Raw genomic sequence first — 25,527 nt, forward strand, 5'->3', positions numbered from 1 at the left:
AGTTAAAAATAGAGAAAAATATTGTGCTGTTATTTCAGTCGTATACCACATCAATCAAGACCCGTCATCTAAATAATTTCATAACGCCATATCACGGCATTCGGTCAAATAACGTTGTTTATTAGCTAAATCTAAGCCGGATTGCAAGAGGTGAAAAAAGTCAGTAAGAACCAACAGGGGCTTCAGGGGGGGGGTACTGCGGGGAACGCCACAGGGGTGGCAACTAAGGGAAGTGCTGCTACAGCATGGCGCGGCAGAATCAGATCAACTGAAGGATGAACTATGGGCTGCAACTGCAACCGCAGGAACATGACATCCCCTTGGCTTTGGCAAAAGCCTCCCTTCCTTCCTTGAAACTCAGGTACCCGATGAGCATGGCTCCAATGGCATCCAGGCTTCCGACACCGGTCAGTTCGTATCCTGCACTGGAGACCAACAAAGCCAGGGAGAAGTACAGGCAGGCGCGGGAACAAGCGGCGTCGGCCATAATCGCAGGCGAATTGAGCGCTATCCCCACGGCGGTCTTCTGCCGGATGAGGTACCACATGAAAGAGACGGAGACCAGGGAGACGACGACGCCCCAAAAGGTGGTGTCCGGCTTATGGTGCTGGTAGAGGTTGAGGAAAGCGGTCGCCACGAGCCCTGCCGTCAGCAGGTAGAAGGAGACGCCGGTGATCTTCAGGGCGCGCTGCTCGAACTCGTCGCGGCTCTCCCCACCATTCGCCCTGATCCGCTGCAGCATGTGCCAGACGCCCACCGCGGAGATGACCTCTATGAACGAGTCGGCCCCGAAGCCGAAGAGCGCCAGCGTCTCGTCGGCTGCCCCTATCCACATGGATACGAGACCTTCTAGGACGTTGTAGAAAATAGTGAACAGGGCGAGATAGCTCGCGCGCTTGTAGCCGGATGATCTCATACCGTGACACTCCAGGTTTTAACCTTTTCTTTGATGGCGTCCCTTATGCTGCGGATCGCGGACAGTTTTTCCTCATCTGTCCCCTGCAGCACAGAGGGATCCGGGAAGCCCCAATGAAGCCTCAGCGCCTGCCCCGGGAAAAGCGGGCAGCGCTCGGCACTGGTTTCGTCGCAAACGGTGATGACGTAATCGAAAAGCTCACCGCTGTCGATGAAATCGGAAACCTGCTTGGTCTTGTTGCCTGAGATGTCGATGTCGACCTCCTTCATGGCCTGGACCACGAGAGGGTTCAGCCTGCCCGATTCGATACCGGCGCTTCGCACCTCGAACCGTTCTCCGCCGGCTTGCTTCAGAAACGCCTCGCCCATCTGGCTTCTGGCACTGTTATGTATGCAAACGAACAAGACCCTTACTTTTTGTTGCATCGTCTGTCTCCTGTCAAAGGCTGGAACCGGAAAAGTAGCGGCGCTGGAACCAGAAAGCCACATTCACGAGGGCTATCATGACCGGCACTTCCACCAATGGGCCGATCACCGCGGCAAACGCGGCGCCGGAATTGAGTCCGAAAACGGCGACCGCAACGGCGATGGCCAATTCGAAATTGTTGCTCGCGGCGGTGAAGGCAAGAGTCGTCGTCTTGCTGTAGTCAGCCCCAAGCTTTTTCCCCATCCAGAAGGAGACGAAGAACATGGCGACGAAATAGATGAGCAGCGGTACCGCGATCCGGACGACGTCGAGAGGAAGCTGAACGATGAGGTTCCCCTTCAGGCTGAACATGACGACGATGGTGAACAGAAGCGCAATCAGTGTGATCGGGCCGATCCTGGGCACGAACTCCCTGTGGTAGCGTTCCTTCCCCATTACCTTGACGCCGACCAGGCGCGTGATGGCCCCGGCGATAAACGGGACGCCAAGGTAGATAAAGACACTCTTGGCGATCTGCCCTATGCCGACTTCCACGATGCTGCCCGACAGGCCGATCAGAGGCGGGAGGACCGTGATGAAGAACCAGGCATAGACGCTGTAGAAGAGGACCTGGAAGATGCTGTTGAAGGCGACCAACCCCGCAGCGTACTCGGTGTTTCCCTTTGCCAGATCGTTCCAGACGATGACCATGGCGATGCATCTGGCGAGCCCTATCATGATGAGTCCCACCATGTACTCAGGCTTGTCGGGAAGAAAGGCGACAGCCAGGATGAACATCAGAACCGGCCCTATCAGCCAGTTTTGAACCAGCGAAAGCCCGAGAACCCGTTTGTTGTGGAAGACCTCCGGCATCTCCTCGTACTTCACCTTGGCGAAGGGAGGGTACATCATGAGAATGAGGCCGGCGGCAATAGGGATGTTGGTGGTCCCTACCTGGAAGCTGTTGATGAAACTTTCAACTCCCGGAAACAAGTACCCCGCTCCCACCCCTGCAAACATGGCGAGGAAGATCCAAAGGGTAAGATAGCGGTCGAGAAACGACAGCTTTGGGGAAACTCCGGTAGACATGCGTCCTCCTTACAGACAGTTCTTCACATCCGAATGAGCGGATGTCTGGCAGAAAAAAAATCAGGCGCAGTTGGCGCCCTTGGCAAAAGAGGAGATCTTCTTCAGGTCCGCAGCGACGACAGGCAACTCGGTCAGCAGTTGCTTTAACACGCCGGCAAGTTGGAACTTGATCGGTGAATCTGTCGAAAGGGTGTAGACGATCCAGACCCCTTCCCTGCGGTCGGTGACCCATCCGGCGTTCTTCAGGTAGGCGAGGTGCCTGGAAACGGTAGATTGCGGCAGTTGCAGGGTGGCCGTGATGTCGCAAACGCAAAGCTCCCTGGAGCAAAGAAGCAGCGCCACAATACGGAGGCGGGTCTCATCGGCGAGAGCCTTGAAGTACTGTACGGTCGTTTTCATGGGCGCGATTATATCCGGATGAGCGGATGCGTCAAGAGTTATTTCACGGTTCACCCTCTGCCGCTTTGACAGGCAGCCAGGCGACTGCCGCACATCCTCTATCCTGCGTCCCTCCCCTGGCCTGCGAGACAGAGACAAAAAAAGGGTCGAGGCATGAAGCCTCGACCCTTTTCTTTTCACTTTCCCTCACTCATTCTGATACTGGCGCTGCCCATTCGATTCTGGGAAGAGAGTTTTGCTTCGTCGCAGGTTGCTCCTTTTTCGCGCCCAGCTTTTCACTCACCGGCTTCCCGGTCAGCAACCCCTTTACCTTTCCGGAGACAGAGTCTGCGTTCCTGTCAAGCCTCATGTCCTTCACCTGTTCAATCGGCTCATCAAGGGTGATTGTTTGAGTCTTGCCGGAACTGTAGCTGATGATCATTTGGTCGGCATAGGCAGAACTTGAGACCAACGAAAGAGCCACAGCGAAGTGCGCGCCCAACATCTTTACCATCACTTGCCACCTCACATTTACTATCTGAGTTGTATAAGCTCCTGGCCTCCGCCGTCAATCCCTGCTGCGAGGCAGTTGGAATAATGGCACAGCCACTATTTATGTCAAGCCTGTGACAGTTTCCTGTCGTTCTGAGCCATCGACAGTAACTTCCAAGCAGGCCGATGAGAGCAGAGGACAAGGCAAGATGAAACAGTCAAGTCAGTTTTGCTGAAAGCCGCCAGCCCCTAGCCCCTAGCCCCTAGCCCCCAGCCCCCAGTCCCGGTTTCTCCCTAGATCCCTATCCCGTCATCCCCGCAGTTCTTTTGGGGGTTGTTGCTCCTCTTGAAAAGCAGCACGCTTATCCCTTCAGGCGTCCGGTCGAACTCGAAGGCAAGGCAGTTCTCGTAGGCTACGAACGCCACCGGCTCCAACTGCCCCAGATCGCGCAGCCTGAAAAGGAGCCGGTTCCCTTTCTCAAGGTGCTCCAGGGTCGCCCGCGGTACGTCGATTACGAAAGCGCCCTTCTCCTCTCTCAGGTCGACAAGGTTCAGATTGGTAGCTGCCAACTCGCCGAGGCTGATGCGCCGGACCCATGAGCTTCCGGTTCCGGCCCCGCCCTCGGTCAACTCGGCGGCGTCCTGCGGGAGAGCCTCGACCACCATGCCGGCGGCGACCGTGGCGTTGGTGAAACGATCAATAAGGATGAAGCTGCCGATATCCCTGTTCTCGCGGTACGGGTCAAAGGAGACCGGGCGGTCGAGTTCCAGCCGCGCCAGGCCGATCTCGTTTAGCCCCAGCGTCGCCACCTGCTTCTGCTCCAAGGTGTTGACGTCGGTCGCGTAGTGGACCGCGGTCACCCTGCCGGGAGTCACACCGGTGGCAGTTTTAACCAGGTACAGCTGCCCGGGCTGCAGCGGCTCGTCGTGAAGCCAGACGAGCTGCGCCTCGGGATGCCTGGTGTAAAGCGGCGGCGCTTCGGCGCGGGTCAGCATATCCCCGCGGCTGATGTCGATCTCGTCTTCCAAAGTGAGCGTCACGGCCTGGCCGGCGACGGCCTCTTTCAGGTCGCCGTTCATGGTGACGATCCTGGAGACCTTGCTGACCAGCCCCGATGAAGCGACCCGGATCTCGTCGCCGGGACGTATGACGCCGGAGGCGACGGTGCCGCAGAACCCGCGGAAATCGAGGTTGGGGCGGTTCACCCACTGCACCGGCAGCCGGAAGGCCTGATCGGCGCGATCGTCCTCGACCTGCACGGTCTCCAGGAAGTGCAGCAGCGGCGGCCCCTGGTACCAGGGGGTGTTGGCGCTCTTCTCGATGATGTTGTCGCCGTTCAAAGCCGAGATCGGGAGTGCGGTGATGGAGCTAAAGCCGAGCGGAGCGGCGAATTCCCGGTAATCCTTCTCGATGGCGGCGAACTTCTCGGCGTCGAAATCGATCAGGTCCATCTTGTTGATGGCCAAGACGATGTGTCGGATCCCCACCAGCGACACCAGGTAGCTGTGGCGCCGGGTCTGGGTCAAAAGCCCCTTGCGGGCGTCCACCAGGATCACCGCCACCTTGGCGGTGGAGGCGCCGGTTACCATGTTGCGGGTGTACTGCTCGTGGCCCGGGGTGTCGGCGACGATGAACTTGCGGCGGTCGGTGGAGAAGAAGCGATAGGCGACGTCGATGGTTATCCCCTGCTCCCGCTCGGCCTGCAGCCCGTCCAGAAGGAGGGCATAGTCGATGGCGCCCCCCTGGGTCCCCACCTTCTTGCTGTCCGCCTCAAGCGCTGCCAGCTGGTCCTCGAACACCATCTTCGAGTCCCACAAGAGACGCCCGATCAGGGTGCTTTTGCCGTCATCCACGCTGCCGCAGGTGATGAAACGGAGCAGGGATTTCTCCTCCTGACTCTTCAGGTAGGCGAGGATGTCCTTCTCGATCAGTTCCGATTGATGTGCCATTAGAAGTACCCCTCCTGTTTCTTCTTCTCCATGGAGCCGGCCTGGTCGTGGTCGATCAGGCGCCCCTGGCGCTCGGAGGTGCGGGTGAGGAGCATTTCCTGGATGATTTCGGGAAGAGTGTCGGCCTCGGATTCGACCGCGCCCGTAAGGGGGTAGCATCCCAGGGTGCGGAAGCGGACCGATTTCTGCTCCACCTTCTCGCCGGGCTTAAGCTCCAGCCGGTCGTCGTCCACCATGATCAGCATGCCGTCGCGCTCAACCACGGGCCTGACGGCGGCGTAGTAAAGGGGAACGATCGGGATCTGCTCCAGGTGGATGTACTGCCAGATGTCGAGCTCGGTCCAGTTGGAGAGCGGGAAAACGCGGATGCTCTCGCCCGGCTTGATGCGGGTATTGTAGAGGCTCCAGAGCTCGGGGCGCTGGTTCTTCGGGTCCCAGCGGTGGTTCGCGCTGCGGAAGGAGAAGATACGCTCCTTGGCGCGGGACTTCTCCTCGTCGCGGCGGGCGCCTCCGAAGGCAGCGTCGAACTTGTAGTGGTCGAGCGCCTGCTTCAACCCTTCGGTCTTCATCACGTCGGTGTAAAGCGCGGAGCCGTGGGTGAAGGGACTGACCCCCCTCTTTACGCCGTCCTCGTTCACGTGCACCAGGAGCTCCATGCCGGACTCTTTGGCCATCCGGCCGCGGAACTGGATCATTTCACGGAACTTCCAGGTGGTGTCCACGTGCAGCAAGGGAAACGGCGGCGGAGCAGGATAAAAGGCCTTGCGGGCTAGATGGAGCATGACGGCCGAGTCCTTGCCGATGGAGTACAGCATCACCGGGTTGTCGAATTCGGCTACCACTTCACGGATGATGTGGATGCTTTCCGCTTCGAGTTGCTGCAGATGGGTCAATTGTGTGGTCATATGAGTTCCCATTTCAAAGCTGTGTAACGGCTGCCCGATGCTGCCACCGGGCAATCCCCCCTGTCGTTAGCGTCCTATCTTCTGTGCAACCCGCACTCTTTGTGCTCCGGGTTCTCCCACCACCAGCGGCCGGCCCGAGCGTCCTCCCCCGGCTGCACGGCGCGCGTGCAGGGGGCGCAGCCGATGGAGCGGTAACCCTCTTTCAGAAGGCGGTTCTGCGGCAGGCGCTGCTGCTGCACGTACGCGAGAAGCTGTTCCTCGTTCCAGTCCAGCAGCGGATTCAACTTGAGGATGCCGCCGTTCAACTGGTCGAGCTCGATCGATTTCAGGTCGATGCGGGTCACGTTGTGCTCCCTGCGCATCCCGGTGATCCACCCGGAGAGTCCCTGAAGGGCCCGGCCCAGCGGTTCCACCTTTCTGATGTGGCAGCACTCGTGGCGGTTATCGAGCGATTCCCTGAACGAGAAAAGCCCTTTTTCCCTTTCCAGTTTTTCGACCGCTTCATGCCGCGGGAAGTACCAGTCGATGGAGATGCCGAAGCGCTGCGAGATGGCGTCGGCAACCTCGTAAGTCTCCTCGTTGAGCCTTCCGGTATCCAGCGCGAAGACGCCGATCTCCAGGCCGGCAGCTTTGGCCAGGTCGATGATGGCGACGTCTTCCAACGAAAAGGAGCACGCCAGTTTAACCGGGCCTTCCGCGGCTTCCAAGCCGAGCCGAAGAATATCCTGCGGGGATGCGTTCGAGGGGACTTCAGGAACAGATTTCATAGCGGCTTCCTTTGCAAGGTCGTTACAGGAGCGGCGATCGCCACACCCATTAATTTCGTTGTCCACCTTGTACAATATATAACCAAAGCAGTCAAGAAAAATTTATTGTATTGTCTCACACCGCGGTAGTGTTTTTCATACAAAATGTTTTCTGGGATGTGGGTGTGTTCTGACTAGACGGGATAACATGTTATTTCCAAATGATTTACTACAGAGAAAGGACGAAGCTCTTCCTGAGCGAAAGAGCTTCCGGAGGGTCAAGTCGGGCAGATATTTCACACTTGAAGCGGGGTGAATTGCGGCGATAGACGTGCAGCAGAGGCAAGAGAGTACCCCTGTATCGAGGTAAACAATGGTTGTACAGGGAACCCCAGCTGCGGCTAAGCCGGCAGCTCGGGTTCGTGCAGAATTCGGGTCCGCCTCCAGGCGCCGAAACGAAAACGCAGCGACCAGATGATTGCGGTGACGAATACGAAGAAGGTGGCCAGGGTCCACTCGGCAACCAGCCCCGGCATGGTGCGGTCGATGAGCCACAAGAAAACCAGGAATCCGGCAGATGAGTAGAGGAAGGTACGGGCGATCCAGCAGGTGTCCCCCGCCGAGGCCAGCACGCAGCCTATCATGACGTTGGCGGCATCGAAGAGGCAGTAGAAGGCGACGAACTTCATGATCAGGGAGCCTGCGGCCACGATGCGCGCGGCGTCGCCCCCATACCCTGCAAAGACGGACATGAGAGGCGCCGACGCCGTGGCAAAGAGGATAGCCATAGCGAGCATCCATACCTCACAGATCAAAAGGGATTGCCACGCGATGGCCGGTACCTGATCGTCTTCCCCTCCCCCACGAGCATGGCCCACCAGAATTCCCGCGGCCTGTCCTAGCCCCAGCGCCGGGAAAAACGCCAGCCCGTTGATCCGGAAAGCGATGCTGGAGGCGGCAAGCTCCACCGTGCCCAGGCGGCCGATCGCCACGAGGAAAAGGGTCCATGCGGTGAGTTCGCCGCTGATCCTGAGCCCCATCGGGGTCGCCAGCGCGAGGAAACGGTGCCACTCCGCCCAGTCCAGCCGCCGGGCGATCCGGTCGGTGAACCCACCGCCTATGGCGAAGATGCCCAGGTAAAGCGCGGCGGCAACCCCTTGGGCGCTGACGGTGGCAACCGCGGCGCCGGCAATCCCCATCCGGGGGAAGCCCCACGCACCGAGGACGAGCCCCCAGGCAAGAAGCGCATTCACAATCAGGGAGATGAAGGTCACCGCCGTTACCAAAGCGGGGCGCCCTATGCCCGAGAGCCACCCCCCCAATGCCGAGCTAAGAACCGGGAACAAGGAGCCGGCCATGCAAAGCAGGAAGTAAACCTGCTCGTCGCGTGCGACCTGCGCCTCGTGCCCCGCCAGCAGGAAAAGTTGCGCCAGCGGCCAGGCAATGGCAAGGGCCAGGATTCCGGAGGCGAGCGAGGTATGGATGCCGAGCCAAGCGGACCTGCGGACCCCGCGGGCGTCGCCTCGCCCATGGTTGTGCGCGACGAAGGTTCCAGCGTAGCCGGCGGTCCCGAAGAGAAAGCCCTGGAACAGGATGACGGCGAGACCGGAAGGACCGATCGCCGCCACAGCCTCGCTGGAGTGCCGTGCCAGGATCAGGGCGTCGATAATCTGCATCAAGGTTATGGTGGAAGTGGAAAGGATCATGGGGCCTGCCAGTTTCAGCAGGCGCGGGATATGGTTCTGTCTCATAGAGGCCAATGTACCTCATGAGGTAAAGCACTGTCGAGCACTAAGGCTGTTCCCTATGAGCATGCCGATTTCCATAGATAAAGATTTTGCATTGCCATCCCGACACAATTCAGATAATCTCCCACAATATGCTAAAGAAAGTTAAACAACAGACTCACACATAAAAGGAGGAAATGACAAGTATGGACAGTGGGATTATGAGGAAAACGCTGACCGCTGTGTCACTGGCGGCGCTGACTATGACACCGGCGCTGTGGGGAGCAGAACCGGCGCCGCCCGCAAAGCAGAAGGACGTGAAATCCTGTTCGGTCTGCCACAAGCCCGTGGACGGGCAGATGCGCGCCTTCTTCGACCAGGTCGCGCTTAAGTCCGACAGCATTCAGCTCAAGCTCGACAATTCCTTCGAGGTGGTGAAATTCGACGTAGACGCCCTCAAGGTCATCAACGGTTCCGATCCCGGCAACGTAAAAAAATCACTAAAAGAGATCAAGAAGGGGCACGAAGTCAGGGTGGCCTACACTGTGGGAAGCGACGGGATGAAGAACATCTCGGAGATCTCCATCAAACCCGCCATGAAGGTGCCGGCGGAAAAGCAGGTTAAGGTCGAAGAGTTGGAAAAATTGCTCTCGGGAAAGACGAAATACACCCTGGTAGACGCCCGTCCGCCCGTGAAGTTCCTGGAGGGGTCCATCCCGACTGCCATCAACATCCCGCTGCCGGCATTCCAGAAGAACCTCGACAAGCTTCCGAAGGACAAGGGGGAACTGCTGGTCTACTTCTGCGCCGGAGTCACGTGAGCGCTCAGTCCCTCTTCCGCCCGTGAGGCGGAAAAAGCTGGTTACACCAACGTAAAGATCTTCCACGACGGGATGCCCGAGTGGAACAAGAGAAACTTCACCGTGCTGAGCGCGCAGTCCCTCAAGGAGGGATGGCTGGACAAAGAACTCTCCTTCGTGCTTGTGGACCTGCGTTCCGAAAAAGAAGCGAAGGCTGGCCACATCAAGGGGGCCGTCAACCTTACGGCTGCCGGCATCAATGAGGCTCTCAAGCCGTTCAAGGAACAAAAGCCCCCTATCGTGCTGTACGACGCAAACGGGGACGGCAGTGCCGAGAAGGTCGCGATGACACTGGTGAAAGCTGGCTTCCCCGGACCGCGGGTGCTCTCCGGCGGGTTTGCAGCCTGGCAGGGGGCGAAGCTTTCCGTGGAGGGAGGCGCGCCGGCTACCAAAGTTGCTTATGTCCCCAAGCCCAAGGCGGGCGCCATATCGGCAGCAGAATTCAAGGCTCTGGCCAAGGCAATCCCTGCCAACGTGGTGATAGTCGACGTCCGGGGTGATGACGAGGTCGAGAAAGGGATGATCAAGGGGGCAAAAAACATCCCTGCCGACGAAGTCGCTTCGCGCCTGGCCGAGATCCCCAAGGACAAGGAATTGGTGTTGCATTGCACAACCGGCGCCCGCGCCGAGATGGCGTACAACATACTGAAGGAGAAGGGGTACAAGGCTCGGTTCCTGGATGCAGATATCACCGTCGCCAGTGACGGCGGATTCCGGATCAAATAAAAGTTGTCTGCGAAGTTAGAAAAGCCCCGGCGGTTACCAGTCGGGGCTTTTTTGGTTCATCGGAAAATACCGGGGAAAGCCGCTCTTGGTTCCCCCTCCCCTTGCGGGAGGGGGAACTCTTCTCACGAAATTACCGGGTGAACCTTTTTTGACCAGCGTCACTCTGCGTGGTTCGCCGCTTTCCACTCTTGCGGGTTTTGCTGTATCGCCAGGAGCAGGATGGGATCGAGCTTGAAGTTCTTGTAGATGTAGTGGCTGGTCACTTCCTCCGCCTCCTCCCTCCGTTGCCCGAACTGGTCCGGGGGGGAGCAGCGGTACTCGATGAAGGAAAGAGTCGCCGGATTGAAAAGGAGAGTTGCAGACCACCCGCTTCGGCGGGAGCTGTGCCCGACAGCTATGTCGATCGCAGAGTCGAGTTTCAGCACTTTCGCTTCGCCATTCATTGCAGTGTAACAGCACGTTCTCATAGGCCCGACCTCCTGGATTATTGTCGCCAACATCCTGAATATGGTCCGCAGCGGCACTGAAACAGCAAAAGCCTGCCATAAATGAAATGGCAGGCTTCTGACTAGCCACTTCGACAACCCCTCTTTCCAGAATGCTGGACAGGTGGCTTTGCGTCCCCAGGTTACCCTGGGTTTGCCTTTTCGTGTGTGTAAACAGAGTGCGTAAATACTGTTACGATAACTGGCAGCGATTGTCAATGAGATTATTGATTCATTTTAAGACAGCCTCTCTTCGTTTTGGTACTCACAGCGAAGCTCTTCAGCTGACTCCGGCAAATCAAGCCCATATCTCCTGAGTCCCCGCCCCTCAAGCACCATCCAAAAATAGGTAGAATTAAAATAGATAGTATGCTACCTATTATGATATGAGCTATTCACGAAATAAGATCGCTAAGAACAATCTCCTTTTCCACATTGGCTTACTCACCCGGCACTGGCGCAAAGTCCTGGATGTGGAATTCCAGAACTGCGGCTTGACGGAGGCCACCTGGCGGCCGCTTTTGCACCTAAGTCACCTGGGCGACGGCATTCGCCAGAAGGATCTCGCGGCCTCGGTCGGCATCGAGGGGCCATCCATGGTCCGACTCGTTGAGACCTTGATTGCGAAAGGTCTGGTGGACAGGGCCGAGGACAGCACCGACCGCCGGGCGAAACTGCTCTCGCTGACCGACAAGGGGCATTCCATGGTCGCGCGCATCAGGGAGACCGTGCTGCTTCGCGAGGAGCAACTGCTGAACATCTTTACCGAAGATGAGGTGGAGCAACTGGCCGGTTTCATGGAAAGGCTCGAGTCGGCGGTGACAGATGCCAGACGGAAAGGAAGATGATGCAGTGGCCTAGACTGCTCCCCGCTCTCAGAGCAACCGCCGCCGCACTCGCCGCGCTGGTAGTCGCCCATCTGCTCCGCCTGGAAAACCCCTACTGGGCCGCCATGACCGCGCTGATAGTCGTCCAGCCCACGAGGACGCTTTTGTTCGAGAAGAGCTATTACCGCCTGGTCGGCACCGCCATAGGTTCCGCAGCCGCCTGGCTATTGCTGCTCCAGACCACCTCCCCGCTCGCCCTTACCGCCGCCCTCTCCATCTGGATCGCCGCCTGTGTCGGCATCGGCAACCTGCTGCACGGCCTGCGCTCGTATGCCGCATTGATGGCAGCCTGCACCTGCGCCGTCATCGCCATGAGCGGCTATCAAAACCCCGGCCACTTGGGCGGCATGGCCTTCGGCCGGGTCGCCTGCATCATCGTCGGCATCCTCGTTACCACCTGCGTCACCGCCCTTTTCACTCCGAGCCACAGCATGGACGAGCTGGGCGACCGGCTCAATAAGGTCGCCGCAGATGCGGTGCGCTGGCTGGCACAGCTCGCAGAAGGCGCCGGCAAGCAGGCTGGCACCGACTTGGAACAGGAGATCCTTTGCGAGGCAGCTGAAATAGAGGCGCTCCTGGATGCCGGCGGGATAAGCTCCTCTTTCAGGAGCCACAGGCGGAACGCCAGAAACGTGCTGGGCGCCCTCCTTTCCATGCTGGCCGCGGGGAAGCTCGACACGGAATCGCCGGAGAGACTGCAACTGCTGCAGCGAGCAGCTTCAGGGTGGAGCGAAGCTTTGACCCGGCGGCTTCAGGAACTGGCAGCCGGGCTGGAACGCGACCCGGGGCCTGAATGGTGCGGCAAGGCGAAAGCCCTGGCAGCCGAGACGACGCTCCACCTCCCACTGCTGGGGCGGGCACTGTACCATCTAACCGGTACCCTGGAGGTCGCGCTGGCCAGCCATGCGGACGACGGCGCCAACGAGGCAACTTTGCACCTGATCCGCCACCGTGACTGGCAACAGGCAGGGCGCGCCGCCTTTCGCGGCGGAATCGTCATCGCCGTCGTCGGTCTCGTCTGGTCGCTGACCGGATGGAGCAAAGGTCCGCTCATGCTCATGGCGCTCTCCATCATGATCAGCATTTTTTCCAGCAAGGAGCACCCCGCCAGGTTCGTCGGCCTTATCTTCATAGGGGCGGCGACCGGGTCTACGCTGGCCGTATTCTGCCGGCTGGTGCTGCTCCACGGGGTCGGCGACTTCGCCGTCACCGCCGCCGTCATCGCCCCTTTCATACTTCTGGGCGCCTACGCCATGCAGCATCGCCGCACCGTGATACCCGCGACGGACGCCACCCTCTTCTTCATCTTCGTGATCCAGCCGGGGGTCTCCGTCACAGTCGCCGCGAACGACCTCGCCATCGGAGCCGTCGCCATGGTCCTTGGGGTAGCCTCCGCCTGGATGGGCTACACCTTCCTCGTTCCCGTCAATCCCGCCCTGCGCATGCGCTCACTCTTGGCTGCCATGGCAAAAGACATCGCACAGATGTCGGCGCAGGCAAACCGCGGTTCTCGGGTACGCATCCGTGGCAAATTGCAGCATCGGGTGATACGGCTGGTGGCATTGGCCAGAAACTTCGACATCACCCCGGCAGCTGCGGTATCGGGAGCAATCGGCGTCCTTGCGCTTACCGCCACCATCGAGCGGTTGCGCGAGAAACTGGAGTACGAAGAGCTATCCCCGGAGTCCGCGCGGCAGCTGCGGGAGACGCTCGACCGGATCGCCTGCATGGCACAGACCCCGGCCCTCGAAAGCCGCCTGCTTCAGGGGTGGGCAGATGACCTTTCGGCTGTCCTGAAACCCTTGCCCCCCACAGAGGATAGAGTTGGGGCAACAGACGAAGGGGCTGCCATGGGCGCCGTGATGGTGCCGGCTTCCTGACATAACAAAGATGAACTTCGAACCTGGGGGCGGACAGCGAGCCGCGTGAAGGTAGACAACGAAAAAGGAGCAAGAAATGGAAATCGCAGGAAAAACAGTTTTGGTGACCGGCGCGAACGGCGGGATCGGTCGTGCTCTGGTCGAGGGACTGCTCAAAAAAGGGGCCGCCAAGGTTTACGCAGCGGCAAGGACCATCGAAGCCGTGGCGGAACTTTCCAAAATCGACAAGCGAGTGGCGGCGGTAAGGCTTGAGGTCACCCATGCCACCAGCGTGGCTGCAGCAGCGGAGCACTGCCCGGAGGTCGACCTCGTCATCAACAACGCAGGGATCAACCGCTGCGCGGGTTTTATGGCTGAAAACGCCATGGAGAACGCGCGCCAGGAAATCAAGGTCAACTACCTGGGGACGCTGGCCATGTGCCGCGCCTTCGCCCCGGCCCTCATCGAGCGCAAAGGATGCATCGTCAACGTTTGTTCCGTCATCGGGCTGGTCAACCTCCCGGTTAACGGCACCTACAGCGCCTCGAAGGCTGCGGGACACTCTCTGTTGCAGGGGATCCGGGCCGAATTGGCGCCGCACGGCGTGAAGGTGCTGGGGATCTATCCCGGCCCGGTCGACACCAGGATGACCTCAGGCCAGGAGATGCCCAAGGCGACTACCGAGGAAGTGGTGCAAGCGATACTGGAAGGGATCGAAAAAGAGCAGGAGGAGATTTATCCCGACGCGATGTCGAAAGAGGTTTCCGCAGCGCTTCTGCAGGCGCCCAAAGAGGTCGAGCGGCAGTTCTCCGCCATGATCCCCGCCTAGAGGAAATGGTCAGACGGGGGTCCGCTAAAGTGCTACGGCGACCAGCGCGACCACCCGCCTCCTTCCCTGCGAGTCCCCCATCACCTGGAGCGGGAGTTCGACGGCGCCCCCGGCGGCTTCCTTGCGCTTTATTCCCATCCGATCCACAACCACCGCTTCGCGGACCGTCCAGATATGTCGTTCGGCCCGCCCCAGTACGTCGGCAACCAGGGCGAGGTAGACGTCCAGCACCTTGTCCTCCTTCCCTATCTCCAGGAGCTGTGCCTCGATCTGCGCCAACTTCCCTTCAAGCTCCCCGACGTCCATCTTTTCACCATCGTTCTCGTCAAACCCCCAGCCGCCGCGGTGCAAGAGCGAAAGCTTGGACTGAAGCAGGGCACGGTGCTTTTCCAGCCTGCCGCGCCTGGTCTTGGTCTCGGTGATCATCCCCAGCGCTATCTCCAGCAGGTGGTCATAGGCGCGCCGCTTGAGCTGGTAGCGGGTCTCATCCTCGGCGAGGGATACGTCCAGCAGCCGGTGCGATTCGAAGCTGACGCTGACCTGGGGTACGTCGCGGAGCACCACTTCCCCCGACACCTCAGCCCCGAGTGTCGCCCTCTCCCGCTTTTCCATGAGCAGCAGCCCGTAGGCGGCGGTTCCCGCACCGTTTCTTTGCCTCAGTTGTACCAGGGCCGGGTTCTTTTCCAGGAACCGCTCCAACTCGGCGGCGGAAATGAAAAAGCTACGCAGCAATGGTTCGCTGTCGTAGCTTTTCCGGTTGAGGGTCACCGGCGGGCCGGCCTGGTCCACCAGGGATATGACGTGATCGATGGCGTGCAGGACAGCCGGGCGCAGCTTCTTCTTATAGCTGGAAACGGCGCGTATCCAGGGGTCGGTGCCGTCGACGGCGCGCTCGATGGCGGCCTTCACCAGGGATTCGGGAACCCCTCCCAGCTTCCGCTTGCTGCCGAAAATCGATTTTAAGAACCTCAACAACTGCTACCTCCAACCTGGCGCCGCTAAAGCGCAGGTTCAATCTTTGCCCTTACCCTTGCCTTGCTGCACGTCGTAATCCCTTTTCATGGTGTAAAGCGTCCGCAACAACTCGTACTCGAAGGGAGACCCGGTCTGGCGGTAACGGAAAGGAATCCGGTGCCGCCGGTCCACCGCGTTGACGCCGGTATAGGCCGTGGTGAAGGTGCTGCTGTTGGCCCAGGCAATCGGTCCGGCGTAGACGAAGGTTGCGGTATCCGCCGCAAACCCTCCGGTGTCCCGGACGTTGGAAGCCCCGAGGACCGGCAGCATCAGGTACGAGCCGTCGCCGGTTCCGTAATGCCCCAGGGTGAGGCCGAAATCCTGCGTTTTCCGTTCCAGCCCCCAGGTCGTGGCAGGGTCCCACAAGCCGGCGACACCGACCGTGGAGTTGATCAGGAAGCGGCCGAGGGTAACCCCGGCGGCCTTGAACTTGAACTGGAACAGGTTGTTTGTCAAGTTCGTAATCTCGTTCAGGTTGTCGATGGCGCTCGATACCCGGTCCTCCAGGTAGTTGGGCACGATGATCTCGTAGCCGCGCACCACGGGGCGGTAGAGATACTCGTCGAAGTAGTAGTTGAAGCGGTAGCTCCCCCGGTTGAACCCCTCGACCGAGTCCTTCACGTCGAGCATGTTGTGCGTCCCCGGCTTGACCAGGTCCTCGTACCTGCGCAGCGGCGGCTCGACCGGCCCGGGGCCAGCCTGGGGAAGCGTGCTGCAGCCGGATTCCAGCACGAGCGCCAATACGGCTCCCGCGATCAGCATAGTGGCTCCGCATCGCGTTTTCATTGCGCCACCTCCTTGCCGGAAAGAAGCTCGACCATGGAAGAGACCACGCTCGGGTGGAACATGTTCCCCATGTGGCCGCCGCTGGGATAGATCCGCGCCCGGTCCCCGAAAATCTCCTTTAGATAACCTATGTTTCCCGGGACAAGGATGACGTCGTCCTCGTTATGAATCAGCCCGAATTTCTTGGAGCCTTTCAGGTACTGGTCGAGGTAGTGCAGGTCCTGCCGCGCCAACAGGGCCTGGCGCGTCAATCCGGGCGAGTGCTTCTGGTAATGGGGGTAAAGCCACTGGTCAAAGTAGTCTATGAACCGCGTCTTGTAGGCGACGATGGCGTAGCGGGTGAGCGAGGTGGTGGAGATGAGCCGGACGTTCTTCGGCACGATGTACCCTCCCCCGTTCATGACGTCGGCGGTGAAGATCATGTCGGCGGCGTTCATCCTGGAAGTCAGGCCGATCAGGGCGGCGAGGTTTGCTTCGCTTGGCTGCAGCCGCTTATAGGTACGGTACATCGATTCGCCGCTCAGCCCCCCCGGCTCCCAGGACTCGGTGATGTGCATGGTCTCGGTGAAGATGTCGTGGAACCAGGCGTCGAAGTTGTCCATCCCCCCGGGGATGTTGTCGACCAGCAGCCGGTCCAGTGCCTGGACCGAATCGTAGAGGCTTACCGGCGGGTTGAGCAGGAGCACCCGCTTGAAGTTGAAGTGCCTTTGCTCCTCGTCGAGCTTCGCTACAAAGGCGGCGTCGAAAGCGCCCAGACTGTAGCCTGCCAGGAGGAAGTCGGAGACCGCGATGTCGCCGCGGACCTCCTGCCAGGCCAGATCCATCACCCGGTACAGGTCCTTGGCGTCGTCCTCGGCTATTCCGGGAAGCCCCGACGAGGCGTTGACCACGAAATCCATGTGGGTCGGCGAGGTGATGGAAAGGACGTGGAATCCCGCCTGGTACAGCGCCTTTTGCAGCTTCTGCATGCGCGGCACGTCGTAGCGGGAGCCGGAACCGGCGACCAGGAATACGAGCGGCGCCTTGTGATCCTGGTAGGCGAGGCTGCAGTCAAGACCCTTCTCGTACCAGAAGACCTCGGGGATGTCCCTTTTAGGGAAAGGGCGCACCACGAACTCGCGCAGCGGCACCTTCTTGGGGAGCGAGACCTCGAACTCCTTGGGGAGTTCCATCACCGTCGCCTCGTAAGGGTTAACGAACGGGTAGAAGTAAGGTGGCGGCGCAGCCGCAGCTAACGGCGTCAGGCAGAGGAACCAGAGCAGTAGCGTTATCGCCATGTAGCGCATCATGATCTACCTCCCGAATTGTGCGTCAGGGGACGAGGCCTGCCTCTTTGAAATATCGGAGGGCGCCGGGGTGAAGCGGAATGACCGCGACCCTCGCGGCGTCCCGCGGGGAAAGGTCCTGCAGGATGGGATGCTGGCGGCGGAACAGGTCGAAGTTGGAGATGACCTCCCGCACCACCGCGTACACGTTTGCCTCGGGCTGATCGGCCGAGGTGAAGAGAACAGCGCGCAGGCCGATGGTGGGGACCTTGCCGCTCACTTCGACGTTGGGATAGAAGTTGGTGGGTATGGCGACGGCCATGAGCAGCGGGTTGTGGCTGACCACCTGCTGGATCAGGGCGTCATCCAGGGATATCAAGGTCACCTTGCGCTTGCCGGCGCTCGCCTCCAGCACCGTCAGGTTCGGGTGGCCGATGATGCAGAGGTAGGCGTCGATATCACCTTTTTGCAAGAGTTCAGGCGCGATGGCGGTGGAGTGCTGCGAGGTGACCACCTCGCCGGGATTCAACCCGGACATCTGCAGGAAGGCTCTAGCATAGGTGTTGTCTATCGACCCCGGGGCGCCTATATTCAACCGTTTTCCCTTCAGGTCGCTCACCCGCTTGATGCCGCTGTCGACGGCGGCGACGACGGTGACGCTCTCGACGTAGAGGCCTAACACCGCGCGCAGGCCGGAGCGCGCCTTCCCTTCCCAGGGACGGATCCCCTGCGTGGCCCGCCTCAAAAGCTCGGTCTCGGCGATGCCGAAAGCGGCCTTGCCGTCGGCGACCTGATCGATGTTGGCCACGGACCCCGGCGAGGCGACCGTGGCGAGCCTCACGCCGTTTCGGCCGCTGCTGGGGTTGAACACCTTAGCTATGGCGCTGGCGGCGGCATAGTAGGAACCGGTGGTGGTCCCGGAGGAGATGGTGAGGGAGGGATACTGAAAGGCGGTGAGAGAACAGGGGACGGACAGGACGGTGACTGTCACAAGGAGCGCCATTAAGCGCGGGTAACGCCGGTGCCGGGTCATAGGCAACACCCTCCTGCCGTTCAATGTCAGATTAAATACACCTAACTGTTATAGCATCTTTTTCCTTCAAGTCAGTGCCTGCAGATAAAGTGAATCAGATTTACCGGCCACTCCGGTTGCGGCTCATCCACCAGATTGTAGTAAGCGATGACCAAGGCGATGAAGGCGATGAAAACGTAAAGCGTGATTCTGCTTCTGGACACTGGCTCCCTCCTGCAGCGGCCCACTAGCTGGGACCGGGACAATTCAAGACACAAGTCAAAATGCCGGGGAGCCTCTGACTGGAGGTTCCCCGGCATATTCAGTAACATCGGTAACGGCTGACTTCGACAAAGAGGAAAGCTACTTGCTCCCCCCCCCGAGGACCCTGTAGAGGGTAACCTGGTTGCTTAGCCGCACCAGGCGCGCCGTGATCAGGTTCTGCTGCGCCGCGTAAAGCGAGCGCTGGGCGTCGAGCACGTTCAGGTAGCTGTCGATCCCGGTCTGGTAGCGGGCCTGGGACAGGCGGAAGGTCTCGGCCGTGGCGCCGGTCAAGGAGTGCTGCGCCGAGACCTGCTCGTCGATGGTCCCCTGCTGCGCCAGGGCGTCGGCCACCTCGCGGAACGCGGTCTGGATCGCCTTTTCATACTGGGCCACCGCTATGTCGCGGTCCACCTGGGCCACCTGGAGGTTGGCCTTGTTGCGCCCCCCCTCGAAGATGGGGACGGTGATCCTGGGGGCGAAGCTCCAGGCGAAGTTCCCCGGCTTGAAGAGGCCGGTCAACTGGTCGCTGCCGAAACCGACGCTGGAGGTAAGAGTTATGCGCGGGAAGAACGCGGCCCGGGCCGCGCCTATGTTGGCGTTGGCCCCGCGCAGAAGGTACTCGGCCTGGAGGATGTCCGGCCGCGCAAGGAGCACGTCGGAGGGAAGCCCCGGGGCGAGGTCCTTGATCGGCGTCAGGTTTTCCGAGAGCGAGGCGGGGAGCAGATCGCTCCCGACGCTGGAACCGACCACCAGGTTCAGCGCGTTCATATCCTGCGCCACGAAGGTGGTGAAGCGGGCGATGTCCACGCGGGCCGCGTCGACGCTGGTCTGCGCCTGCTGCAGGTCGAGCGCGGAGGCGACCCCGGCCTGGAAGCGGCTGTTACTCAACTTGTACGACTCCTGCTGGTTGGCCAGGGTGTCCTTGGCGAGCTTCAACCGGTCGAGGTCGGAAGCCAGCGCCAGGTAAGCGGTCGCCACCTGGGAGACCAGGGTGATCTGCACGCTGCGGCGCGCCTGTTCGGTGGAGAGATATTCCTCCAGCGCCTGGTCCTTCAGGCTCCTCACCCGCCCGAAGAGGTCGAGTTCGTAGGAGCTGATACCCACCCCAACGTCGTACTGGTGCACCGTCCGACCATTCCCGTTGTTGGAGAGGTCGTCCGGGGTCCGCTGGACGCTGAGGCCGGCGTTGCCGTTAACCTGCGGCAGAAGGTCGGCCCGCTGGATCTGGTAAAGGGCGCGGAAGCGCTCCATGTTGAGCACGGCTACGCGCAGGTCGCGGTTGTTGTTCAGGGCAATCCCGATCACCTTGCGCAATTGCGGATCGAGGAAGAACTCCTGCCACGGGACCTCCGCCAGAGGCTTTTGCTCAGCCTTGGCAGCCTGCCCTTCCTTATAGGACGGGCCTGTAGGCCAGGCGTTGGGGACGGGAGGAGCGGGTTTTTCGTATTTGGGAGCCATGGAGGCGCACCCGGCAAGGAAGAGGAGCGCGCCCAGGGTCAATGATCTAGCGGTCAAACGTGTCATCTCTAATGTACCTCCGAGACGGGGGGTGCAGCAGGTTCGGTTGCCGGCTTCTTCTTCATGAAGAACTTGGTCACCATGACGAAGAAGAACGGGATGAAGATCAGGTCGATGAAGGTCGCCGACAAAAGGCCGCCGGTGACCGCGGTGCCGATCGCGTTCTGGGCGCCGGCGCCTGCCCCCTTGGTGAGCGCCAGGGGAAGCGTACCGAAGAAGAACGCCAGCGAGGTCATGATGACCGGTCGGAGCCTGATCTTCACGGCCGTGAGCGTCGCCTCCACCAGTTCGTGCCCTTGGTGCATCTGGTCCTTGATGAACTGGATGATGAGGATGGCGTTCTTGGTGGAGAGACCGACCGTGGTCAAGAGGCCGATCTGCAAATAGATGTCGTTCGGGAGCACCCTGAGGGTGACCGCAGTGATGGCGCCGACCAGGCCGAGCGGAAGCATCAAGAGGTTTACGAACGGGATGGTCCAGCTCTCGTAGAGGGCGGCGACCGCCAGGAAGACGACCAGTAGCGAGATGGCGTAAAGCGCCGGGGCCTGGGCGCCAGCCGCCTTCTCCTCGTAGGAGAGGCCGGTCCACTCGTAGCTGATCCCCGGCGGGAGCGTGGCAGCGATGGTCTCCATCTCGGCCATTGCCTCGCCGGTGCTTATCCCGCGAGCGGCGCTCCCCATGATCTCCATGGAGGGTATGCCGTTGTAGCGCTCCAGGCGCGGCGAGGCATAGTCCCAATGCGCGGTGGCGAAGGCGGAGAAGGGGACCATCTCGCCGGTGTTGTTTTTCACGTACCACCTGTTGATGTCTTCAGGGACCATGCGGTACTTGGGGTCCGACTGCACGTAGACCTTCTTGACCCTGCCGTTTTGCAGGAAGTCGTTGACGTAGGAGGAGCCCCAGGCGGTGGCGAGGACGTTGTTGACGTCGGCAAGAGATACCCCGAGCGCCCCGGCGCGAACGTCGTCGATGTTCAGCTTGAACTCGGGCGTATCGTCCTGGCCGTTGGGGCGGACCGCCATCAGCTTCGGGTTCTTCATGGCCATGCCGAGGACCTGGTTGCGGGCGTCCATCAACGCCTGGTGGCCCAGCCCCCCGCGATCCTGCAGCTGGAAGTCGAAGCCGTTGGCTTGCCCCAGCTCGACTACCGCCGGCGGCGAGAAGGCGAATGCCATGCCGTCCTTGATCTTGGAGAAGGCGCCCATGGCGCGTCCCGCCAGGGCCGGAGCCTTGAGGTCAGGGGTGGGCCTAAGCTTCCAGTCCTTGAGCTTCACGAAAGCGAGGCCCATGTTCTGGCCGCGCCCTGCGAAGCTGAAGCCGGCGACGGTGATGAGCGAGTCGACCGTCTTGTTCTCCTTCTCCAGGAAGTAGTGCTCCACCTGCTCCAGCACCTTGAGCGTCCTCTCCTGCGTGGCACCGGCCGGAAGCTGGACCTGGCAGACGATAAAACCCTGGTCCTCGTCCGGCAGGAACGCGGTGGGGAGGCGCAGGAAGAAGAAGGCCATGATGCCGACCAGGCAGCCGTAGATGAAGAGGTAGCGCAAAGGCTTCCCGAAGGAGTTGCCGACTATGGACTCGTACCTGTGGCGTGCGGCCTCGAAAACCTTGTTGAACCAGCTAAAGAAACGACTGAACCAGCTCCCCTCCCCAGGGGTGTGCCCCTTCTGCACCGGCTTGAGGAGCGTAGCGCAAAGCGCCGGGGTGAGGATCTGGGCGGTCAGAACCGACAGGATCATCGCCGAGACGATGGTGACGGAGAACTGGCGGTAAATGACGCCGGTGGAGCCGCTGAAAAACGCCATCGGGATGAAGACGGCGCAAAGGACGGTCGCGATGCCCCAAAGAGCGGAGGTGATCTGCCCCATGGACTTGACCGTCGCGTCGTGCGGGGATAGCCCCTCGTCGGTCATGATCCTTTCCACGTTCTCGACCACGACGATGGCGTCGTCGACCAGGAGGCCGATGACGATGACCAGGGCGAACATGGTCAGGGTGTTGATGGAGAAACCTGCGGCGAACAGAACCCCCAGGGTACCCAGGAGAACGACCGGAACCGCGATGGTCGGGATCAAGGTAGCGCGGATGTTCTGCAGGAACAGGAACATGATGATGAAGACCAGGAACACGGCCTCCATCAGGGTCTTCAACACCTCCTCGATGGAGATCTTGACGAACGGAGTGGTGTCGTAGGGGTAAACCACCTTCGCCCCTGCTGGAACGAATTTCTCCAGTTCGGCCATCTTGGCCTTCACCCGGTCCGCGGTGTCCAGCGCGTTGGCGCCGGCGGCAAGCCTAAGCGCCATGGCCGCAACCGGTTTCCCCTTGTAGCGGGCGAGGATGTCGTAGTTTTCGGTGCCGACGTCGGTCTTGGCGATATCCCTGAGCTTCACCGTCGACCCGTCCGGGTTGGTGCGCAGCACGATCTGGTCGAACTCTTCCGGGCTCTGCAACAGGGTCCGGGCGGTAATGGTGGCGTTCAGCTGCTGACCATGGACGGCAGGCTGCCCGCCGAACTGACCTGCTGAGACCTGGGCGTTCTGCGCCTGCAAAGCGTTGACCACGTCGTTTGGGGTCAGCTTGTAGTTGTTCATCTTCTCGGCGTCCATCCAGACGCGCATGGCGTTCTGGGAACCGAAGACGGTGACCTCCCCTACCCCCTGGACCCGGCTTACGATGTCCTGGATGTTGGAGACCATGTAGTCGGTCAACTGGTGCCGGTTGAGCGATTCGTCCTCGGAGACGAGCCCCACGATCAGGAGGAAGTTACGGGTGGATTTCACCACCTGCACCCCCTGCCTCTGCACTACCTGAGGCAATAGCGGCGTGGCAAGCTGCAGTTTGTTCTGCACCTGTACCTGGGCCACATTGGGGTCGGTCCCCGCCCTGAAGGTCAGGTTGATGCTGACCGCACCTGCGGAGTCGCTGGTGGAGGCCATATAGAGCAGATTGTCGATACCGTTCATCTTCTGCTCGATGACCTGCGTTACGGTGTCCTGGACCGTCTGCGCTGAGGCGCCCGGATACATGGCGTTGATCGAGATCTGCGGCGGCGCGATCGGCGGGTACTGGGAGACCGGCAGCGCCTTGATGGCGAGCAGACCGACCAGCATGACGACAATGGCTATGACCCAGGCGAAGATGGGCCTGTTTATGAAAAACCTGGACATGGAATAAGCTCCTTGACTGGCAACCGTAGGTTAACGTTGTTCGTTTGCGTGCAACTTCAAGCGCCGTGCGGGGTCGCCTAAGGGGACTGGCTCCGCAGGTGCCTGTCCCCCTTGGCGCTCCGCGCCGCTGCTACTTCTTCTGTGGTTGTGCCGCTGCCGGCGAGCCCTGCGCCGCCGGCTTGGCACCGGGAGCCGCGGCCCCAGGGGCAGCTGCCTGAGGTGCGCTCTTGGCCGCACCGGGAGCGCCTTGGGCGGCGCCCGGAGCACCCTGGGGTGCGCCCTGCGGCTGGGCCTGGAACGGGACCGCCTTCACAGGGGTGCCGGGGCGGGCTTTCTGGAGCCCTTCCAGGATCACCTTGTCCCCCGGGTTCAAGCCACCGCTCACCAGCCAGCTTTCGCCCACGGTACGGGCGACCTGGATGGGGCGCGGTTGCGCCGTGCCGTCTGCGCCTACCACCATCACTATCGGCAGTCCGGCCGCGTTGCGGGTGACGCCGCGCTGCGGCACCAGGATGGCCGCCTCGTTGATCCCCTCTTCCAGTACGGCGCGCACGAACATACCAGGGAGGAGCGTCTGTTTCGGGTTCGGGAAGACGGCGCGCAGCGTGATGGAACCGGTGCTCTGGTCCACGGTGACGTCGGAGAACTTAAGCGACCCCGTCACCGGGTACGGGGTGCCGTCCTCAAGGAGGAGCTTGACCCGTGCCTGACCGGCCGCGTCCCTTTTCAAGAGTCCGCTGGCGAGGCTGCGGTTCAGCTTCAGCATGTCGGAACTGGACTGGGTCACGTCGACGTACACGCTGCCCAACTGCTGTATGGTCGCCAGTGCCGCGGGCTGATTCGCGGTGACCAGCGCGCCGTCGGTCACTGCGGAGCGGCCGACGCGTCCAGAGATGGGGGCGGTCACGCGGGTATAGGCAAGGTTGATCTTCGCGGTCTCGACGGCTGCCTTGGCTGAAGCCACGTCCGCCTCCGCCTGCTTCAAGGCGGCGTAGGCGTTGTCGTAGTCCTGCTTGGCGACCGCGTTGATCTTGACCAGGTCGCGGAAACGCTCTTCCTTGAGTTTGGCCGGAACGAGGTTGGCCTCGGCCCGCGCCTCGCTGGCCTTGGCGCTGGCGTAGGCAGCCTGGTAGGTTGCGGGATCGATCTGGTAGAGTACCTGCCCCGCCTTCACGTCGCTACCCTCGGTGAACACGCGTTTCTGGATGATGCCGCTTACCTGCGGCCGCACCTCAGCAATGAGGTACGGGGAGGTACGACCGGGCAGCTCGGTGGTCAAGGCGATGCGCTCAGGCTTCACCTCGATCACGCCAACCTCGGCCGGGCCCATCTGGGGCCCCTTGGACTGCTCCTTTTTGCCGCAGCCGGTCAGCCCCAAAATGCCGCTCAAAAGAACAACGGTAAATAAATGCGCCCTGTACTTACTCTGCATGAAACACCTCGTAGTTTATGATACTTCCGTCGTTATATTCAGGAACCGTTTCAATATTTTGCCGGCTTGCGCAGGGCAGCCGTCGCATCGTCATTTGCGCCTGAACGAGGCGACAACGATGATGCCGCCCCAGGTCAGGGCAATCAGGAATAGGAAGATTTTCATCAGCATGTTTCGGCTCAGCCCCCCAAAATGAATGTTCATTCACTACCTGCGAACGGCGTCCCAGCAGGCGCCGACGGTCTGCTCAATCAGCTCCTGGTCAAGGTTGATGAAACCAAGGATCTGATCGCGGCAAACGTCGATGAGTGGCGAGAAGAACAGGGCGAAAAGGATCGACAGCGGAAGGGGTTTAAAGATCTGCTGCTCGATCGCCTCCTGGAACAGCTCGCTGATGATGTCCTTCTCCCCCTTGCCGAAGATCTTCTCCCGGCGATGATCCACGCCGAACGGGGAGTTGTGAAACTGCTCGACGAAACGCAGCTCCAGCGGAGCGGAGGCCAGGTAGTTGACCAGCACGGTGCCGAAGTGCATGAAACGCTCGCGCACCGGACCGTTGTCGGGGTAGTCTTTCAGGATCGCTGCCACCACCCGCGCTTCCACCATGCAGTAGATGCCCCTGATCAGCGCATCCTTGTTCTCGAAGTAGCGGTAGATGGTCCCTGCCCCGACCCCCGCCTTGTCGGCGATCATCGCCATAGGCGCGCCATGGAACCCCTGCTCCGCGACCAGTTCCAGCGCTGCCCGGACTATCAGGTCTCGCTTGTCACACTTTTCCATCCTGACTCCCTTAATGCGGAATGAACCTTCATTCC

The 25,527-nt window shown here is 60.6% G+C and carries 23 protein-coding genes and 1 riboswitch; of the genes, 4 read left to right on the top strand and 19 right to left on the bottom strand.

Going from position 1 to position 25,527, the window contains the following annotated elements:
* Positions 1-280: 280 nt before the first annotated feature.
* From GBEM_RS11765 to GBEM_RS11805, 9 genes are all read right to left on the bottom strand, one after another.
* Positions 281-916: a cation transporter gene (locus GBEM_RS11765; protein ID WP_012530781.1), complete on the bottom strand. Its 636-nt coding sequence runs from the start codon at positions 914-916 to the stop codon at positions 281-283.
* Positions 913-1,341, bottom strand: a complete 429-nt coding sequence (locus GBEM_RS11770) for an arsenate reductase ArsC (protein ID WP_012530782.1) — start codon at positions 1,339-1,341, stop codon at positions 913-915. The genes GBEM_RS11765 and GBEM_RS11770 overlap by 4 nt, the downstream gene beginning before the upstream one ends.
* 13 nt (positions 1,342-1,354) lie before the next feature.
* On the bottom strand, positions 1,355-2,410 hold the full coding sequence (gene arsB, locus GBEM_RS11775; protein ID WP_012530783.1) for an ACR3 family arsenite efflux transporter: 1,056 nt from the start codon (positions 2,408-2,410) through the stop codon (positions 1,355-1,357).
* 60 nt (positions 2,411-2,470) lie between these two features.
* Positions 2,471-2,809: an ArsR/SmtB family transcription factor gene (locus GBEM_RS11780; protein ID WP_041262739.1), complete on the bottom strand. Its 339-nt coding sequence runs from the start codon at positions 2,807-2,809 to the stop codon at positions 2,471-2,473.
* A gap of 190 nt (positions 2,810-2,999) precedes the next feature.
* The gene (locus GBEM_RS11785; protein ID WP_041262740.1) at positions 3,000-3,302 is read right to left on the bottom strand and encodes a hypothetical protein; all 303 of its coding nucleotides are present in this window, start codon (positions 3,300-3,302) and stop codon (positions 3,000-3,002) included.
* Positions 3,303-3,574: 272 nt separating this feature from the next.
* Positions 3,575-5,230, bottom strand: a complete 1,656-nt coding sequence (cysN, locus tag GBEM_RS11790; protein WP_012530786.1) for a sulfate adenylyltransferase subunit CysN — start codon at positions 5,228-5,230, stop codon at positions 3,575-3,577.
* Positions 5,230-6,135, bottom strand: a complete 906-nt coding sequence (gene cysD / locus GBEM_RS11795) for a sulfate adenylyltransferase subunit CysD (protein ID WP_012530787.1) — start codon at positions 6,133-6,135, stop codon at positions 5,230-5,232. Before cysD ends, cysN begins: the two co-directional genes overlap by 1 nt.
* 74 nt (positions 6,136-6,209) lie before the next feature.
* Positions 6,210-6,902, bottom strand: coding sequence for a phosphoadenylyl-sulfate reductase (locus GBEM_RS11800; RefSeq protein WP_012530788.1), 693 nt, complete (start codon positions 6,900-6,902; stop codon positions 6,210-6,212).
* Positions 6,903-7,282: 380 nt separating this feature from the next.
* Complete coding sequence (locus GBEM_RS11805; protein ID WP_012530789.1) at positions 7,283-8,632, bottom strand: MATE family efflux transporter; 1,350 nt, start codon at positions 8,630-8,632, stop codon at positions 7,283-7,285.
* A gap of 182 nt (positions 8,633-8,814) precedes the next feature.
* Here GBEM_RS11805 and GBEM_RS11810 point away from each other — a divergent pair, with 182 nt between their 5' ends.
* Positions 8,815-10,194 carry a rhodanese-like domain-containing protein gene (locus tag GBEM_RS11810; protein ID WP_012530790.1) on the top strand — a complete coding sequence of 460 codons (1,380 nt, stop codon included), beginning with the start codon at positions 8,815-8,817 and terminating at the stop codon, positions 10,192-10,194.
* A 158-nt stretch (positions 10,195-10,352) separates the two neighbouring features.
* Here GBEM_RS11810 and GBEM_RS11815 read toward each other — a convergent pair whose 3' ends face one another.
* Positions 10,353-10,661, bottom strand: coding sequence for a hypothetical protein (locus tag GBEM_RS11815; protein WP_012530791.1), 309 nt, complete (start codon positions 10,659-10,661; stop codon positions 10,353-10,355).
* A 109-nt stretch (positions 10,662-10,770) separates the two neighbouring features.
* Positions 10,771-10,848, bottom strand: a riboswitch (cyclic di-GMP riboswitch).
* A gap of 304 nt (positions 10,849-11,152) precedes the next feature.
* On the opposite strand from GBEM_RS11815, the gene GBEM_RS11820 reads away from it, so the two are divergent.
* The 3 genes from GBEM_RS11820 (at position 11,153) to GBEM_RS11830 (ending at position 14,254) form a co-directional block, all read left to right on the top strand.
* On the top strand, positions 11,153-11,527 hold the full coding sequence (locus GBEM_RS11820) for a MarR family winged helix-turn-helix transcriptional regulator (protein WP_226373854.1): 375 nt from the start codon (positions 11,153-11,155) through the stop codon (positions 11,525-11,527).
* Entirely contained in the window at positions 11,524-13,446 is a 1,923-nt protein-coding gene (locus tag GBEM_RS11825) for an FUSC family protein (RefSeq protein WP_148212909.1), read from the top strand. Before GBEM_RS11820 ends, GBEM_RS11825 begins: the two co-directional genes overlap by 4 nt.
* A gap of 76 nt (positions 13,447-13,522) precedes the next feature.
* Positions 13,523-14,254, top strand: coding sequence for an SDR family oxidoreductase (locus tag GBEM_RS11830; protein WP_012530794.1), 732 nt, complete (start codon positions 13,523-13,525; stop codon positions 14,252-14,254).
* Between the two features lie 24 nt (positions 14,255-14,278).
* Here the strand turns inward: GBEM_RS11830 and GBEM_RS11835 are convergent, their stop codons facing one another.
* The 9 genes from GBEM_RS11835 to GBEM_RS11870 all read right to left on the bottom strand — a co-directional run bounded on the left by GBEM_RS11835 (position 14,279) and on the right by GBEM_RS11870 (position 25,492).
* Positions 14,279-15,229 (bottom strand): hypothetical protein, encoded by a 951-nt coding sequence (locus GBEM_RS11835; RefSeq protein ID WP_012530795.1) that lies wholly within the window; start codon positions 15,227-15,229, stop codon positions 14,279-14,281.
* 36 nt (positions 15,230-15,265) lie between these two features.
* Complete coding sequence (locus GBEM_RS11840) at positions 15,266-16,054, bottom strand: MlaA family lipoprotein (RefSeq protein WP_012530796.1); 789 nt, start codon at positions 16,052-16,054, stop codon at positions 15,266-15,268.
* On the bottom strand, positions 16,051-17,343 hold the full coding sequence (locus GBEM_RS11845) for an alpha/beta fold hydrolase (protein WP_012530797.1): 1,293 nt from the start codon (positions 17,341-17,343) through the stop codon (positions 16,051-16,053). The genes GBEM_RS11840 and GBEM_RS11845 overlap by 4 nt, the downstream gene beginning before the upstream one ends.
* Positions 17,344-17,365: 22 nt before the next feature.
* Entirely contained in the window at positions 17,366-18,352 is a 987-nt protein-coding gene (locus GBEM_RS11850; protein WP_012530798.1) for a TAXI family TRAP transporter solute-binding subunit, read from the bottom strand.
* Between the two features lie 71 nt (positions 18,353-18,423).
* The gene (locus GBEM_RS21950) at positions 18,424-18,555 is read right to left on the bottom strand and encodes a hypothetical protein (RefSeq protein ID WP_012530799.1); all 132 of its coding nucleotides are present in this window, start codon (positions 18,553-18,555) and stop codon (positions 18,424-18,426) included.
* A 139-nt stretch (positions 18,556-18,694) separates the two neighbouring features.
* Positions 18,695-20,119 carry an AdeC/AdeK/OprM family multidrug efflux complex outer membrane factor gene (adeC, locus tag GBEM_RS11855; protein ID WP_012530800.1) on the bottom strand — a complete coding sequence of 475 codons (1,425 nt, stop codon included), beginning with the start codon at positions 20,117-20,119 and terminating at the stop codon, positions 18,695-18,697.
* Positions 20,120-20,121: 2 nt separating this feature from the next.
* Positions 20,122-23,280: an efflux RND transporter permease subunit gene (locus GBEM_RS11860; protein ID WP_012530801.1), complete on the bottom strand. Its 3,159-nt coding sequence runs from the start codon at positions 23,278-23,280 to the stop codon at positions 20,122-20,124.
* 130 nt (positions 23,281-23,410) lie between these two features.
* Positions 23,411-24,712 (bottom strand): efflux RND transporter periplasmic adaptor subunit, encoded by a 1,302-nt coding sequence (locus GBEM_RS11865; RefSeq protein WP_012530802.1) that lies wholly within the window; start codon positions 24,710-24,712, stop codon positions 23,411-23,413.
* Between the two features lie 207 nt (positions 24,713-24,919).
* On the bottom strand, positions 24,920-25,492 hold the full coding sequence (locus GBEM_RS11870; protein WP_012530804.1) for a TetR/AcrR family transcriptional regulator: 573 nt from the start codon (positions 25,490-25,492) through the stop codon (positions 24,920-24,922).
* Between the last annotated feature and the right edge of the window lie 35 nt (positions 25,493-25,527).

The organism is Citrifermentans bemidjiense Bem, assembly GCF_000020725.1.
GTDB classification, from domain to species: Bacteria; Desulfobacterota; Desulfuromonadia; order Geobacterales; family Geobacteraceae; genus Geomonas; species Geomonas bemidjiensis.

What these genes read in the sequence shown, in the direction of transcription:
- GBEM_RS11845 (WP_012530797.1), bottom strand. Translation starts at nt 17,343, where the DNA reads ATGATGCGCTACATGGCGATAACGCTACTGCTCTGGTTCCTCTGCCTG.
- GBEM_RS11780 (WP_041262739.1), bottom strand. Translation starts at nt 2,809, where the DNA reads ATGAAAACGACCGTACAGTACTTCAAGGCTCTCGCCGATGAGACCCGC.
- GBEM_RS11815 (WP_012530791.1), bottom strand. Translation starts at nt 10,661, where the DNA reads ATGAGAACGTGCTGTTACACTGCAATGAATGGCGAAGCGAAAGTGCTG.
- GBEM_RS11765 (WP_012530781.1), bottom strand. Translation starts at nt 916, where the DNA reads ATGAGATCATCCGGCTACAAGCGCGCGAGCTATCTCGCCCTGTTCACT.
- adeC (WP_012530800.1), bottom strand. Translation starts at nt 20,119, where the DNA reads ATGACACGTTTGACCGCTAGATCATTGACCCTGGGCGCGCTCCTCTTC.
- cysN (WP_012530786.1), bottom strand. Translation starts at nt 5,230, where the DNA reads ATGGCACATCAATCGGAACTGATCGAGAAGGACATCCTCGCCTACCTG.
- GBEM_RS11785 (WP_041262740.1), bottom strand. Translation starts at nt 3,302, where the DNA reads ATGGTAAAGATGTTGGGCGCGCACTTCGCTGTGGCTCTTTCGTTGGTC.
- GBEM_RS11870 (WP_012530804.1), bottom strand. Translation starts at nt 25,492, where the DNA reads ATGGAAAAGTGTGACAAGCGAGACCTGATAGTCCGGGCAGCGCTGGAA.
- arsB (WP_012530783.1), bottom strand. Translation starts at nt 2,410, where the DNA reads ATGTCTACCGGAGTTTCCCCAAAGCTGTCGTTTCTCGACCGCTATCTT.
- GBEM_RS11840 (WP_012530796.1), bottom strand. Translation starts at nt 16,054, where the DNA reads ATGAAAACGCGATGCGGAGCCACTATGCTGATCGCGGGAGCCGTATTG.
- GBEM_RS11860 (WP_012530801.1), bottom strand. Translation starts at nt 23,280, where the DNA reads ATGTCCAGGTTTTTCATAAACAGGCCCATCTTCGCCTGGGTCATAGCC.
- cysD (WP_012530787.1), bottom strand. Translation starts at nt 6,135, where the DNA reads ATGACCACACAATTGACCCATCTGCAGCAACTCGAAGCGGAAAGCATC.
- GBEM_RS11865 (WP_012530802.1), bottom strand. Translation starts at nt 24,712, where the DNA reads ATGCAGAGTAAGTACAGGGCGCATTTATTTACCGTTGTTCTTTTGAGC.
- GBEM_RS11850 (WP_012530798.1), bottom strand. Translation starts at nt 18,352, where the DNA reads ATGACCCGGCACCGGCGTTACCCGCGCTTAATGGCGCTCCTTGTGACA.
- GBEM_RS11805 (WP_012530789.1), bottom strand. Translation starts at nt 8,632, where the DNA reads ATGAGACAGAACCATATCCCGCGCCTGCTGAAACTGGCAGGCCCCATG.
- GBEM_RS11770 (WP_012530782.1), bottom strand. Translation starts at nt 1,341, where the DNA reads ATGCAACAAAAAGTAAGGGTCTTGTTCGTTTGCATACATAACAGTGCC.
- GBEM_RS11830 (WP_012530794.1), top strand. Translation starts at nt 13,523, where the DNA reads ATGGAAATCGCAGGAAAAACAGTTTTGGTGACCGGCGCGAACGGCGGG.
- GBEM_RS11800 (WP_012530788.1), bottom strand. Translation starts at nt 6,902, where the DNA reads ATGAAATCTGTTCCTGAAGTCCCCTCGAACGCATCCCCGCAGGATATT.
- GBEM_RS11825 (WP_148212909.1), top strand. Translation starts at nt 11,524, where the DNA reads ATGATGCAGTGGCCTAGACTGCTCCCCGCTCTCAGAGCAACCGCCGCC.